Genomic DNA, 13,595 nt, shown 5'->3' on the forward strand with positions numbered 1-13,595 from the left:
CTGGCGGAGATTGTCAATTTGTCGCCGACGCCTTGTCTGGCCCGCCTTGCAAGATTGAAGGCCGGGGGTTTCATACGCGGCTATCATGCGGATATCGCGCTTGATCGCGTGTGCGATTTCACCCAGGTCGTCGTGACGGTTTCGCTGACACATCACCGCAAGTCTGATTTCGACCGCTTCGAGGGCCATATTCGGGCGCTGGACGAGGTCACGGAATGCATCGCCACCGGCGGCGGCATGGATTATGTCCTCCAGGTATTCACCCCGAACCTGGCGGTTTTTCAGGAGTTGATGGAAACCCTGCTTGCGGCCGAACTTGGGATTGACCGCTACATGACCTACATCGTGACGCGCCATGTCAAATCCGCCCAGCCGAATCTTGCCCGATTGGCGGCCAAATCCGGCAAATGACGAAACCCGTCTGAAAAGTCTGCCGGCCTGTCGGACATCAGTCCGTTTGGTCTCTCCAAGGCCTGTTTTCAGTCCACGCCCGGCCCGTCTGTGCGAGTAATTCTCACCCAGTTCAAAACAGTCCGCGGCTGACCGGCCCGGCGGTGCAAAGGGTGAAAGAAATGATGAAATCAGACGGCTTCGGGTTCGGCACACAGATCCGCAAATCTCCCTATTTCGACGCCACCGTGCGCTGGGGTGCCAAGGGGTTCTCGGTTTACAATCACATGTACATCCCGCGCGATTTCGGCGATCCGGAACAGAACTTCTGGAACCTCGTGAACGACGCGATCCTGTGCGACGTGGCGGTGGAGCGCCAGGTGGAGATCACCGGGCCCGACGCCGCGAAGTTCGTGCAGATGCTCACCCCGCGTGATCTTTCGAAAATGGCCGTGGGCCAGTGCAAGTACATCCTGATCACCAATGCCGACGGCGGCATCCTGAACGACCCGATCCTGCTGCGGCTGGCGGAAAACCACTTCTGGATCTCGCTGGCCGACAGCGACATCCTGCTCTGGGCGCAGGGTGTGGCGGTGCATTCGGGCATGGATGTGCAGATTGGCGAACCCGATGTCTCGCCCCTGCAGTTGCAGGGTCCGAAATCGGGCGAGATCATGCGTGCGCTGTTCGGCGAAAGCATCATGGATCTGAAATACTACTGGCTGCGCGCGGTCGAACTGGACGGCATTCCGCTGATCGTGTCGCGCACCGGCTGGTCGAGCGAGCTGGGCTACGAGCTCTACCTGCAGGACGGATCGCGCGGCGACGAGCTGTGGGAAAAGATCATGGCGGCGGGCAAGCCGTTCAACCTGCAGCCGGGCCATACTTCGTCGATCCGCCGGATCGAGGGCGGCATGCTGTCCTACCATGCCGATGCCGATATCAACACCAACCCGTTCGAACTGGGCTTTGACCGGCTGATCAACCTGGACATGGAAGCCGACTTCATCGGCAAGGCCGCGCTGCGCCGCATCAAGGAACAGGGTGTCAGCCGCAAGCAGGTGGGCCTGGTCATCGGCGGCGAGCCGCTGAAGGGGCCGAACACCACGTTCTGGGCGATCAACCGGAATGGCGAACCGGTGGGCAAGGTCACATCCGCGATCTATTCGCCGCGCCTGGAGCAGAACATCGCCCTGGCGATGGTTTCTGTCGACAACGCAGGGATCGGCACCGAACTGGAAGTCGTCACCGCGTCCGGACCGGTCCGCGCCACGGTTGTGGAAGTCCCCTTCTACGACCCCAAGAAATCGCTGGCCGTGGCCTGAGCGGAAAACGGGAGACACGCGAGATGTCTGACCTTTCCATCCAGTTGCACTGGCACCGCACCACGCCCGAGTTGAAGCCGGGCGCCTATTCGGCCGAGCACATGGTGCAGTACAACAGCAGCTTCGATGTCATGGCTGATGCCGCCCCGGATTGGGGCGGCGATCCGGCCAACACCAATCCCGAGCAGGCGCTGGCCGCGGCCCTGTCGAGCTGCCACATGATGACCTTCCTGGCGCTGGCGGCCAAGGCCGGATGGCCGGTCGCCAGCTATCACGATCACGCGGTCGCCCACCTGGGCAAGAACCCTCGGGGGCAAATGTCGGTGACACGCATTGACCTGCACCCGGTGGTCCGCTTCGACACCGGCTTTCAGGTCGGCGACGAGGAAATGGACCAGATGCAGGACCGCGCGCATCGCTACTGCTTCATCGCCAACACGCTCGCCGACAGTGTCGACGTCAACATCCTGTAACCCCGTCCAAGGAACGCCACCAATGCAAGCCGACGATATCCTTCTGCACGATCTGGATGACAAGGGCATCCTGCGCCTGACCCTGAATGACGGCGCCCGGCGCAATCCCCTGTCCGAGGCGATGCTGACCCGGCTTGGCACGGCCTTCGCCGAGGCCGGGGCCGATCCGGCGGTGCGCGTCATCATCCTGGCCGCGAACGGACCCGCCTTCAGCGCCGGTCACGACCTCAAGGAAATGACCGCCGGCCGGGCCGGTCCCGACCGCGGGCGGGCCTATTTCACCAGGATCCTGGGGATGTGCTCGGACACGATGCAGGCGATCATCACCTGCCCCAAACCGGTGATTGCCGAGGTCGCGGGGATTGCCACGGCGGCGGGCTGCCAGCTGGTCGCCAGCTGCGATCTGGCGGTTGCGGCGGATACCGCGCAGTTCAGCACGCCGGGCGTGCATATCGGCCTGTTCTGTTCGACCCCGATGGTCGCCCTGTCCCGCAATGTCGGCAACAAGCACGCGATGGAGATGCTGCTGATCGGCGACATGACGCCCGCTGCCCGCGCTGCCGAGATCGGTCTGGTCAACCGGGTGGTATCGCCCGAGGCGCTGCGCGGAACCACCCTGGAAATCGCCGGGAAAATCGCGGCCAAGTCCAGCATGACGCTCGCCACCGGCAAGCGCGCCTTCTATGCGCAGCGCGAGATGACCCTGGGCGAGGCTTACGATTACGCCACCCGCGTCATGGTCGAGAACATGCTGGCCCGCGACGCCGAAGAAGGTATCGGCGCCTTCATCGAAAAACGCAGCCCCCAATGGCAGGATGCCTGAACATGGCCAATCCTTATAACACCGGTCTCGACCGCAACCCGGCAAACTACCAGCCGCTGACGCCACTGACGTTCCTCGAACGGGCTGCCAGCGTCTTTCCCGATCATGTCGCCATCGTGCATGGTGCCTTGCGGCGCAGCTATGCCGAGTTCTACGCCCGTTCGCGGCGGCTGGCCTCGGCCCTGGCCGGGCAAGGGATCGGGCGCGGCGATACGGTGTCGGCGCTTCTGCCCAACACACCGGCCATGCTGGAATGCCATTATGGCGTGCCGATGTGCGGTGCCGTGCTGCACTCGATCAACACTCGGCTCGATGCGGCCATCATCGCGTTCCAGCTGGATCACGCGATGTCGAAAGTGGTGATCGTGGACAGCGAATTCATGCCGCTTATGCAGGAGGCGCTGGCCCTGGCCGAGGTGTCCCCGCTGGTGATCCAGTGTGACGACCCCGAATATGACGGTGCGCGCGTCGAGGTCGAAGCAGGGGATTACGAGGCTTTTCTGTCCGGCGGCGACCCCGACTATGCCTGGCTGATGCCGCAGGACGAATGGGACGCGATCTCGATCAACTACACCTCGGGCACCACGGGCGATCCCAAGGGCGTGGTCTCGCATCACCGCGGCGCCTATCTGCTGGCGCAAGGCAATGCGTTGACCACCTCGATGCGCAAACACGCGGTCTATCTGTGGACCCTGCCGATGTTCCATTGCAACGGCTGGTGTTTCCCCTGGACCCTGTCGGCGATCATCGGCACCCATGTCTGCCTGCGGCAGGTGCGGGCCGCGCCGATCTGGAACGCACTCGCGGACGAGGGTGTCACCCATCTGTGCGGCGCGCCGATCGTGATGTCGCTGATGATCTCGGCGCCGGAGGCGGAAAAGCGCCAGCTCGACCGGACCGTGCAGTTCTTTACCGCCGCCGCCCCGCCGCCCGAAAAGCTGCTGGCCGACATGAAAGAAGCCGGCTTCGACGTGACACATCTTTACGGCTTGACCGAAACTTACGGCCCGGCAGTGGTCAATGACTGGCACGAAACCTGGTCCGACCTGCCCAAGCCCGAACAGGCGGCGCTCAAGGCGCGCCAGGGTGTGCGCTACCTGCCGCTGGAAGGGCTCGACGTGCTCGATCCCGAAACCATGCTGCCGGTGCCGCGCGATGGCCGGACCATGGGCGAGGTGATGTTCCGCGGCAACGTGGTGATGAAGGGCTATTTCCGAAACCCCGAAGCCACCGGGAAAGCCTTTGCCGGCGGCTGGTTCCATTCGGGTGATCTGGGTGTCATGCATCCAGACGGCTATATCCAGCTCAAGGACAGATCGAAGGACATCATCATCTCGGGCGGGGAGAATATCTCGTCGATCGAGGTCGAAGAGGCGCTCTATCGCCATCCGGCCGTCGCCGTCGTGGCTGTCGTCGCCATGCCCCACGAAAAATGGGGCGAAACGCCCTGCGCCTTCGTCGAACTGGCCGAGGGGCAGCAGGCCGATACCGAAGCCTTGCGCGCCTGGTGCCGCGAACAGCTTGCTCCCTACAAGGTTCCGGGCAGATTCGTGTTCACCGCAATACCCAGAACCTCGACAGGAAAGATCCAGAAATTTACCCTGCGCGAGCAGGCACGGGAAATCGCCTCCTGATCGGGGGAGCAGCACTCCAGCCAATGGAGTGCACTGCATTCTAGACAGCCGTTCTGGATGACCAGGAAACTTTTGGGGGAAACCCCGCATCGCCAATGCACCGTGGCGCTCAACGCTTTCGGACATTGGCGATGATGCATTTTCAGGTATTCCCGGATCGCGTCAAGCAGGCCAAGAACCTTGGCCCGCATGCAAATCAGGCGAGCGCGCGTTGGTTGTCCGGGTCAATGGGATCTAGATCCCTTCCCTGCTTTCGGCCACGACCACCTCTGTATTCCAACCCCGACAGGCGGCCAGCAACTGCGGTGACAATTTCCTGTCCGTAAAAAGAACATCGACATCTGCAAGAGACGCGATCTTCGCAGGCGCGCTCCTTGAGAATTTCGTGTGGTCTGCGACCAGGAAGACCTTTCGGGACTGCCGGATAATGGCGCGGCTCACGCTCACCTCCTGGACGTCGAAATCCAACATGTCTCCGTCCTGATCGAGCGCGGAACAGCTGATGACGGCCAAGTCGAACTTGAATTGCAGGATCGAGTTTTCAGCAATGGTTCCGATGAGGCCGCCATCCGTGCGGCGGAGATGTCCTCCGGTCACGATGATCTGACAATCCTGGTTCTGAACAAGGATGTTCGCCACGTTCATATTGTTCGTCACCAGCATCAAGCCCTTGTGCTGGATCAGTTCCTGCGCCACGGCCTCGGTCGACGTACCGATATTCAGGAACAGGGAAATATTGTTGGGAATACGCGCGGCGCACACGCCTGCCATCCTGGTCTTGGCTTCCTGATTCAGCCAACGGCGCTCTTCGTAGCCGATATTTGTCGTGCCAGAGGGCAGAACGGCGCCGCCATGGACGCGCTCAAGCTTTCCGGCATCCGCCAGATCCTTCAGGTCGCGTCGTATCGTTTGCAGGGTGACTCCGAAATGATCCGCGAGACCTTCGACGGTAACCTTGCCGTCGGTGCGCGCGATTTCCAGAATTTCGGGGTGGCGGAATGTTTGAGACATGGTTGGTTTTTCGAATCCCCGGTTCGATGGGTGCCTGTACGCGGTCTGGACCGACTTTTGCCAGAAACGAACATTTTAGCAAATCAATTTTCGTAAAAGCACACAATTTCCAGTGTGATAGGGCCGAAAATTGACAAATAACCATCTGATATAACTGTATTAATCAAAAATCGAACAAAACCGAACAAAAGTGCTTGCCTAACGCTGCGTCGCTTGTCAAAAATAGAACATAAACGCGCCTTGGAGGAGATTCGCGTGAAACATTCCAGACAAACTGGGGCACTGGACCTATTCATCATCGGCGGCGGCATCAACGGGTGCGGCATAGCTCGGGATGCGGCGGGGCGTGGGCTCTCTGTCGGTCTGGCTGAGATGAACGATCTGGCCTCGGCCACATCCTCTGCGTCCACGAAACTCTTCCATGGCGGATTGCGGTATCTCGAGTATTTCGAATTCCGTTTGGTGCGCGAGGCGCTGATCGAGCGTGAGACGCTGTTGAAGGCGATGCCGCACATCAGTTGGCCGATGAGGTTTGTGCTTCCTTATCATGTAGATATGCGCTTTGAATCGGACACGCCGACGTCCAAGCTGCTTGGCCTTTTCATGCCCTGGATGAAGGGACGGCGCCCCGCTTGGCTGATCCGGCTGGGACTGTTCATGTACGATCACCTGGGGGGGCGCAAAATCCTTCCGGGGACGAATACGCTTGACCTGACTGGGACAAAGGAAGGTGCGCCGCTGCAGGAGCGCTTTGCCAGGGCTTATGAATATTCCGACTGCTGGGTCGAGGATTCCCGCCTAGTGGTGCTCAATGCCCGCGATGCCGAAGCGCGCGGCGCGCAGATCATGACGCGCACGCAGGTTATCAGCGCATCGAGCGAAAATGGCGTCTGGCGCATCGAAACGCGCAATACCGAAAACAACCAGTTGCGAACCTTTCATGCGCGCATGCTGGTCAATGCCGGTGGCCCCTGGGTCGGCGACATCATCCAGACCAAGGTGCGGCTGAATTCACGCGAAGGCGTGCGCCTGGTGCGCGGCTCCCATATCGTGACCCGCAAGCTCTATGATCACGACAAGTGCTATTTCTTTCAGGGCACGGACGGGCGGATCATCTTCGCCATCCCTTACGAGACGGATTTCACCCTGATCGGCACGACCGATGCCGAGCATGCCGACCCGTCGGTCAGACCGGAATGCACCCCGGAAGAACAGGACTATCTGCTGAGCTTTGCCAACCAGTATTTCAAGCGGCAACTGACGCGGGACGACGTGGTCTGGACTTATTCCGGGGTGCGCCCGCTTTACGATGACGGCGCCAGCAGCGCCACGGCGGCGACGCGGGACTACACGTTGAAAGTAGACACCAGCGCGGGCGCGCCGATGCTCAACATCTTCGGTGGCAAGATCACCACCTATCGTCGCCTTGCGGAAAGCGCGATGGAGAAGATTGGCGAACACCTGACCCTGGCGAAGGGGAAATGGACTGCCGGCGTTCCATTGCCCGGCGGGGACTTCCCGGTGGACGGTGTGGCGAGGCTGATCGCGGAACTCAAATCCGGATTTCCGTTTCTGACCGATTTCTGGGCGCGGCGGCTGGTACGGGCCTACGGCACGGAAGCGGTCGACATTCTCGGCAACGCCAAGCATGTTTCTGAACTTGGGCAGGATTTCGGCGCCACGCTGACCGAGGCCGAAGTTTCCTGGCTCATGACATATGAATATGCGCGCACGGCAGAAGACGTGATCTGGCGGCGCAACAAACTGGGGCTGCGGCTGACCGCCGAGCAAGTCCGCGCACTTGATGATTGGATGGCGCAGCATCGCCATCGCACGCCCGCGGCAGCGGAATAAGGAGGAGAACCTGATGACGCTGGAACTGAAAGGCGTATCAAAGACCGTCGAGGGGCAGACACATATCTACCCGACGGATCTGACGCTGGAGAAGGGCACGATGAATGTGCTGCTTGGGCCGACCCTGTCGGGCAAGACATCTCTGATGCGGCTGATGGCCGGTCTGGACGTGCCCGCCACGGGCCGGGTTCTCTGGAATGGCGAGGATGTTACCGGCCAGCGTGTCCAGGACCGCAAGGTCGCGATGGTCTATCAGCAATTCATCAACTACCCGTCGATGAGCGTTTATGACAACATCGCCTCGCCGATGAAGCTGATGGGTGTGGACAAGGCCGAGATCGATCGCCGCGTCCGCGAAACGGCCGAGCTGATGAAGCTCACACCCATGCTTGAGCGCAAGCCGCTGGAATTGTCCGGTGGTCAGCAGCAGCGCTGTGCGCTGGCACGCGCTCTGGTCAAGAACGCCGGTCTGGTGCTGCTCGACGAACCGCTGGCCAACCTCGATTACAAGCTGCGCGAGGAACTGCGGGTCGAGATCCCGAAGATCTTCGAAGCCTCGGGCTCGATCTTTGTCTATGCCACGACCGAACCGGAAGAGGCGCTTCTGCTGGGCGGAAACGTCGCCACGTTGTGGGAAGGCCGCATCACCCAATTCGGCCTGACGCCCTCGGTCTATCGCCAGCCGGTGGATGCCACCACCGCACGCGTTTTCTCCGATCCGCCGATGAACTTCCTGCCGATCTCAAAGACCGGCAACCGCATCATGTTCGGCAATGGTCAAAGCGCGCCAGCCACCGGCAAACTCGCCGAGCTGGTGGATGGCCGTTACACCGCCGGTTTCCGTCCGAACCACCTGGAAATCGGCCGGCATACGGCGGACGCGATGGAATTCAAGGCGACGTTGTCGGTGACCGAGCTGACCGGATCGGAAACCTTTGTTCACCTCGCCCACCATGGCGAACGCTGGGTCGGCCTGATCCACGGGGTTCATGAATTGACCCTTGGCGAAGAGCTCAGTGTCTGGCTCGACCCCCGGCACGTCTACATTTTCGGCGAGGACGGCAAGCTCGTGGCGCCCGCCGCCTATGCGCTTGCGGCCTGAGGGAGGACACAATGGCCAAGATCACACTCGATAATCTGGCGCATTCCTACCTGCCCAATCCGCGCAGCGAGGATGACTTTGCGTTGAAGGAACTGAACCATGACTGGGACGATGGCGCGGCCTATGCGCTGCTGGGCTCCTCAGGCTGTGGCAAGTCCACACTTTTGAACATCATTTCGGGGCTGTTGCACCCGTCGCAGGGCCGCATCCTGTTCGACGGCAAGGACGTGACCCGCGCGCCCACCGCCGAGCGCAACATCGCGCAGGTGTTCCAGTTCCCGGTCGTCTACGACACGATGACAGTACACGACAACCTGGCCTTCCCGCTGCGCAATCGTGGCCGGGACGAAGCCTATGTGGCGGAACGTGTTCAGGAAATCGCCCGCATGATCGGCATGGAGGACATGCTGAAGAAAAAGGCGCGCGGACTGACAGCGGATGCCAAGCAAAAAATTTCGCTGGGCCGCGGCATGGTGCGCAAGGACGTGAACGCGCTCTTGTTTGACGAGCCGCTGACGGTGATCGACCCGCATATGAAGTGGGAGCTGCGCACCCAGCTCAAAAAGCTGCATCACGATTTCGGCCACACCATGATTTATGTGACTCATGACCAGACCGAGGCCCTGACCTTTGCCGACAAGGTCGTGGTCATGTATGACGGGCGCGTCGTGCAGATCGGCACACCCGAAGAACTGTTCGAGCGGCCCGAGCATACTTTCGTGGGCTATTTTATCGGTTCGCCCGGTATGAACGTGATCCCGGCGCGGATCGACGGGAACAAGGCTTATGTGAACGGCTCCTATGTGCAGCTGGCGCGGGGCTACGGGGCACTGGACGGCAAGGTGGAGATCGGCGTTCGTCCGGAATTCGCCCGCCTGTCGCAGACCGAAGGCCTTCCGGTCAAGGTGCGCCGTGTCGAAGACGTGGGTCGTCACAAGATCATCCGCGCCGAGTTCTTCGGTACCGACATCAACATCATCGCGGGTGAAGACGACCGCATCAGCGCGGACATGAACCGCGTCACCTTCGATGCCGCGCATGTCAACGTCTACGCCAACGACTGGCGCGTGCAAGGGGAGGCCGCGTAATGGAAAAGACAGTCAACCAAAAGGCATGGTTCCTGGTCCTGCCTGTGCTTTTGCTGGTGGCCTTTTCGGCGGTGATCCCGCTGATGACCGTGGTCAACTATTCCGTTCAGGACACGTTCGGAAACAATCAGTTCTTCTGGGCCGGCCTCGAATGGTTCGAAGAGATGCTGCGCTCGGAACGTATGTGGGACGCGCTCGGCCGTCAGCTCATGTTCTCGGGGATCATTCTGGCCATCGAGATCCCGCTGGGCATTTTCGTGGCGCTGAACATGCCGAAATCAGGTTTCTGGTCCTCGTTCTGCCTTGTGCTGATGTCGCTCCCGCTGCTGATTCCGTGGAACGTGGTGGGTACGATCTGGCAGATCTTTGGTCGCGTCGATATCGGCCTGCTGGGCTACACGCTGGATGCGCTTGGCATCAACTACAACTACACGCAGGATATTCTGGCAGCCTGGGTCACCATCATCGTGATGGATGTCTGGCACTGGACCTCGCTTGTGGCACTCTTGGCCTTTGCCGGTCTGAAATCCATCCCCGATGCCTATTACCAGGCGGCCAAGATCGACCAGGCCTCGCGCTGGAAGGTGTTCCGCTTCATCGAACTGCCCAAGATGATGGGCGTGCTGATGATCGCGATCCTGCTGCGCTTCATGGACAGCTTCATGATCTATACCGAGCCGTTCGTCGTCACCGGCGGTGGCCCCGGCAACGCGACCACGCTGCTGTCGATCGACCTCGTCAAGATGGCGCTGGGACAGTTCGACCTCGGACCCGCGGCTGCCTTCTCGATCATGTATTTCCTCGTGATCCTTCTCATCTCCTGGGTGTTCTACACCGTGATGACCAACCTCGATAAGCGGGAGGGCTGAGTGATGGCCGACATGACCGTAAACCAAACCGCATCGCGCGGGCTGTCCCTGCCCAAGATCAACAGCCGCGCCGTGGTGATGACTCTCTATCTCCTGTTCCTGCTCTTGCCGATCTACTGGCTCCTGAACATGAGCCTGAAGACCAACACCGAGATCCTGAACGAGTTCACGCTCTGGCCGCGTGACCTGACATTTGCCAACTACGCCACGATCCTCACCGATCCGGCCTGGTACATGGGCTATGTGAACTCGTTGATCTACGTGAGCCTGAACACGGTGATCAGCCTCGCGGTGGCCTTGCCTGCGGCATATGCCTTCTCGCGTTATCACTTCATGGGCGACAAGCACCTGTTCTTCTGGCTGCTGACCAACCGCATGGCGCCTCCAGCGGTCTTCGCGCTGCCCTTCTTCCAGCTCTACAGCTCAGTGGGTCTGTTCGATACGCATATCGCCGTGGCGCTGGCGCACTGCCTGTTCAACGTGCCGCTCGCGGTCTGGATCCTCGAAGGGTTCATGCGCGGTGTCCCGAAAGAGATCGACGAGACCGCCTATATCGACGGCTACAGCTTTGGCGCCTTCTTCGTGAAGATTTTCACACCGCTGATTGCCAGCGGCATCGGGGTCGCCGCTTTCTTCTGCTTCATGTTCTCGTGGGTGGAACTGCTGCTGAGCCGGACGCTGACCACTGTGGACGCCAAGCCCATCGCCGCGATCATGACCCGGACGCAAGGGGCCAGCGGCATCGACTGGGGCGTGCTGGCCGCCGCCGGTATCCTGACCATCGTGCCCGGCGCGCTCGTGATCTACTTCGTCCGCAACTACATCGCCAAGGGCTTTGCCCTGGGCCGCGTGTAAGCCTGAAACAGGGAGAATTTCCAATGGACTGGATGGCATGGACCTGGCCGACCGCGATCTTCTTCGCCGTCATCGCCACGCTGCTGATCACCTTCACGGTGCTCGCGATCAAGTTTCCGGAAACGCCCCGCACGGGCATTCTTCGGATCGAAACGACGAGAGGCGACCGGCTTTTCATCACCCTACTGGGTTCGGCCTTCATCAATCTGGCCTGGCTCGGGATCGTCGGGGCGCATCAACCTTACGCCCTCATCGTTTGCCTTGCCTATGCCGTCACGGTCTTCCGCTGGGTATAGGCACGGGCTCCGTGGCCGGGACAGGAGGAGATCCGGCCACGTTCAAAAATTCCTCATTCATCGGTTCAAAATGGGAGGACAAAACCAATGAACCTTAAACTCAACCTCAAATCCACCACAGCGGCGCTGCTGGTCCTCGCGGGTCCAGCCTTTGCCGACATGGATGCCGCCAGGGCGTTCCTCGACGCGGAGATCGGCGATCTGTCGTCGCTTTCCCGCGCCGAGCAGGAAGCGGAGATGCAGTTCTTTGTCGACGCGGCCAAGCCGTTCGCCGGCATGGAGATCAAGGTCGTTTCCGAGACCATCACCACGCATGAATACGAAAGCCAGGTGCTGGCGCCGGCCTTCACCGCGATCACCGGCATCAAGGTCACCCATGACCTGATCGGCGAAGGTGACGTGGTCGAAAAGCTGCAAACCCAGATGCAGTCGGGTGAGAACATCTATGACGCCTATGTCAACGACTCCGACCTGATCGGCACCCACTGGCGTTATCAGCAGGTGCGCAACCTGACCGACTGGATGTCCGGCGAAGGCGCGGCAGTGACCCTGCCGACACTGGATCTGGAAGATTTCATCGGCCTGAGCTTTACCACCGGTCCGGACGGTAAAGTCTACCAGATGCCGACCCAGCAATTCGCGAACCTCTACTGGTTCCGCTATGACTGGTTCAACGACCCCAAGAACCAGGAAGACTTTAAGGCGGCCTACGGCTACGACCTTGGTGTTCCGGTCAACTGGTCGGCCTATGAGGATATCGCCGAATTCTTCACCGGCCGCGACCTGTCGCACCTGGGTGTCGAAGGCGAAGTCTTTGGCAACATGGACTACGGCAAGAAAGACCCCTCGCTCGGCTGGCGTTACACCGACGCGTGGATGTCGATGGCCGGCATGGGAGACGTGGGTGAGCCCAACGGTCTGCCCGTGGACGAATGGGGAATTCGTGTGAACGAAAACTCCCAGCCCACCGGTTCCTGCGTGGCCCGTGGCGGCGCGACCAACTCGCCCGCGGCCGTCTACGCCGTGACCAAGGCCATCGAGTGGCTGAACAAGTACTCGCCGCCCGCAGCCGCCGGTATGACCTTCTCCGAGGCCGGCCCGATCCCGGCGCAGGGCAACGTGGCCCAGCAGATGTTCTGGTACACCGCCTTCACCGCCGACACCGTGAAACCCGGCCTGCCGGTGATGAACGAGGACGGCACGCCCAAGTGGCGCATGGCGCCCAGTCCGCATGGCGTCTACTGGAAGGAAGGACAGAAGGTCGGCTATCAGGACGCAGGGTCCTGGACGCTGATGAAATCCACCCCGGTGGATCGTGCCCAGGCGGCCTGGCTCTATGCCCAGTTCGTGACGTCGAAAACCGTGGACGTGAAGAAATCCCACGTGGGCCTGACCTTCATCCGCGAGTCGACCGTGCAGCATGACAGCTTCACCGAGCGTGCGGACAAGTTGGGTGGTCTGGTGGAATTCTACCGTTCGCCCGCCCGTGTCGCATGGTCGCCCACCGGCACCAACGTCCCGGATTACCCGAAGCTGGCCCAGCTGTGGTGGCAGAACATCGGCGACGCCATGTCGGGCGCCAAGACCCCCCAGGAAGCGCTTGATGCACTCTGTGCCGATCAGGAGCGGGTTCTGGAGCGTCTGGAGCGTGCGGGCATCCAGGGTGACATTGGTCCCAAGCTGAACGAAGAGATGTCTGCCGAACACTGGTTCGCCCAGCCCGGCGCGCCTTATGCCAAGCTTGAGAACGAAGACGAAGAACCCAAGACCGTCAGCTATGACGAGCTGATCGCGTCCTGGAAGTAATCCGGGTTTCTTCCCAAGGAGCGAGGCGCACCAGCGCCTCGCTCCACCTTGCACAATCCCACCAAACCT

13 protein-coding genes are annotated in these 13,595 nt (G+C 60.8%); 12 read left to right on the forward strand and 1 reads right to left on the reverse strand.

Annotated features, from left to right (window positions below; all coding sequences use genetic code 11):
• The 5 genes from BLT75_RS16485 to BLT75_RS16505 all read left to right on the forward strand — a co-directional run.
• Positions 1-411, forward strand: a 411-nt coding sequence (locus BLT75_RS16485) for an Lrp/AsnC family transcriptional regulator (protein ID WP_143028586.1), incomplete at its 5' end; no start/stop codon positions are given.
• 161 nt (positions 412-572) lie between these two features.
• Positions 573-1,715, forward strand: coding sequence for a glycine cleavage T C-terminal barrel domain-containing protein (locus BLT75_RS16490; RefSeq protein ID WP_093034597.1), 1,143 nt, complete (start codon positions 573-575; stop codon positions 1,713-1,715).
• 23 nt (positions 1,716-1,738) lie between these two features.
• The gene (locus tag BLT75_RS16495; RefSeq protein WP_093034218.1) at positions 1,739-2,188 is read left to right on the forward strand and encodes an OsmC family protein; all 450 of its coding nucleotides are present in this window, start codon (positions 1,739-1,741) and stop codon (positions 2,186-2,188) included.
• 22 nt (positions 2,189-2,210) lie between these two features.
• Complete coding sequence (locus BLT75_RS16500) at positions 2,211-3,011, forward strand: enoyl-CoA hydratase (RefSeq protein WP_093034221.1); 801 nt, start codon at positions 2,211-2,213, stop codon at positions 3,009-3,011.
• Between the two features lie 2 nt (positions 3,012-3,013).
• Positions 3,014-4,645: an acyl-CoA synthetase gene (locus BLT75_RS16505; RefSeq protein ID WP_093034600.1), complete on the forward strand. Its 1,632-nt coding sequence runs from the start codon at positions 3,014-3,016 to the stop codon at positions 4,643-4,645.
• Positions 4,646-4,879: 234 nt separating this feature from the next.
• On the opposite strand, the gene BLT75_RS16510 is transcribed toward BLT75_RS16505, so the two are convergent.
• On the reverse strand, positions 4,880-5,656 hold the full coding sequence (locus BLT75_RS16510) for a DeoR/GlpR family DNA-binding transcription regulator (protein WP_093034224.1): 777 nt from the start codon (positions 5,654-5,656) through the stop codon (positions 4,880-4,882).
• A 255-nt stretch (positions 5,657-5,911) separates the two neighbouring features.
• Between BLT75_RS16510 and glpD the strand changes: the two genes are divergently transcribed.
• The 7 genes from glpD (at position 5,912) to BLT75_RS16545 (ending at position 13,526) form a co-directional block, all read left to right on the forward strand.
• Positions 5,912-7,510: a glycerol-3-phosphate dehydrogenase gene (glpD, locus tag BLT75_RS16515; protein WP_176828093.1), complete on the forward strand. Its 1,599-nt coding sequence runs from the start codon at positions 5,912-5,914 to the stop codon at positions 7,508-7,510.
• 13 nt (positions 7,511-7,523) lie between these two features.
• Complete coding sequence (locus BLT75_RS16520) at positions 7,524-8,612, forward strand: ABC transporter ATP-binding protein (RefSeq protein WP_093034606.1); 1,089 nt, start codon at positions 7,524-7,526, stop codon at positions 8,610-8,612.
• A gap of 11 nt (positions 8,613-8,623) precedes the next feature.
• Positions 8,624-9,700 carry an ABC transporter ATP-binding protein gene (locus tag BLT75_RS16525; RefSeq protein WP_093034227.1) on the forward strand — a complete coding sequence of 359 codons (1,077 nt, stop codon included), beginning with the start codon at positions 8,624-8,626 and terminating at the stop codon, positions 9,698-9,700.
• Positions 9,700-10,569, forward strand: a complete 870-nt coding sequence (locus tag BLT75_RS16530) for a carbohydrate ABC transporter permease (protein WP_093034230.1) — start codon at positions 9,700-9,702, stop codon at positions 10,567-10,569. Before BLT75_RS16525 ends, BLT75_RS16530 begins: the two co-directional genes overlap by 1 nt.
• 12 nt (positions 10,570-10,581) lie before the next feature.
• A complete protein-coding gene (locus tag BLT75_RS16535; RefSeq protein ID WP_425441144.1) occupies positions 10,582-11,424 on the forward strand; it encodes a carbohydrate ABC transporter permease in 843 nt (280 codons plus the stop codon).
• 23 nt (positions 11,425-11,447) lie between these two features.
• On the forward strand, positions 11,448-11,720 hold the full coding sequence (locus BLT75_RS16540) for a DUF2160 domain-containing protein (protein WP_093034236.1): 273 nt from the start codon (positions 11,448-11,450) through the stop codon (positions 11,718-11,720).
• A gap of 87 nt (positions 11,721-11,807) precedes the next feature.
• On the forward strand, positions 11,808-13,526 hold the full coding sequence (locus tag BLT75_RS16545) for an ABC transporter substrate-binding protein (RefSeq protein WP_093034239.1): 1,719 nt from the start codon (positions 11,808-11,810) through the stop codon (positions 13,524-13,526).
• The last annotated feature ends 69 nt before the right edge of the window (positions 13,527-13,595 follow it).

The sequence above is a fragment of the Ruegeria marina genome (genome assembly GCF_900101475.1).
Taxonomy (GTDB): Bacteria; Pseudomonadota; Alphaproteobacteria; order Rhodobacterales; family Rhodobacteraceae; genus Ruegeria_B; species Ruegeria_B marina.

Excerpts from the sequence above, each read along its gene's own strand:
- BLT75_RS16525 (WP_093034227.1), top strand. The coding sequence starts at position 8,624 with ATGGCCAAGATCACACTCGATAATCTGGCGCATTCCTACCTGCCCAAT.
- BLT75_RS16540 (WP_093034236.1), top strand. The coding sequence starts at position 11,448 with ATGGACTGGATGGCATGGACCTGGCCGACCGCGATCTTCTTCGCCGTC.
- BLT75_RS16535 (WP_425441144.1), top strand. The coding sequence starts at position 10,582 with ATGACCGTAAACCAAACCGCATCGCGCGGGCTGTCCCTGCCCAAGATC.
- BLT75_RS16510 (WP_093034224.1), bottom strand. The coding sequence starts at position 5,656 with ATGTCTCAAACATTCCGCCACCCCGAAATTCTGGAAATCGCGCGCACC.
- BLT75_RS16500 (WP_093034221.1), top strand. The coding sequence starts at position 2,211 with ATGCAAGCCGACGATATCCTTCTGCACGATCTGGATGACAAGGGCATC.
- BLT75_RS16530 (WP_093034230.1), top strand. The coding sequence starts at position 9,700 with ATGGAAAAGACAGTCAACCAAAAGGCATGGTTCCTGGTCCTGCCTGTG.
- BLT75_RS16505 (WP_093034600.1), top strand. The coding sequence starts at position 3,014 with ATGGCCAATCCTTATAACACCGGTCTCGACCGCAACCCGGCAAACTAC.
- BLT75_RS16495 (WP_093034218.1), top strand. The coding sequence starts at position 1,739 with ATGTCTGACCTTTCCATCCAGTTGCACTGGCACCGCACCACGCCCGAG.
- BLT75_RS16545 (WP_093034239.1), top strand. The coding sequence starts at position 11,808 with ATGAACCTTAAACTCAACCTCAAATCCACCACAGCGGCGCTGCTGGTC.
- BLT75_RS16520 (WP_093034606.1), top strand. The coding sequence starts at position 7,524 with ATGACGCTGGAACTGAAAGGCGTATCAAAGACCGTCGAGGGGCAGACA.
- BLT75_RS16490 (WP_093034597.1), top strand. The coding sequence starts at position 573 with ATGATGAAATCAGACGGCTTCGGGTTCGGCACACAGATCCGCAAATCT.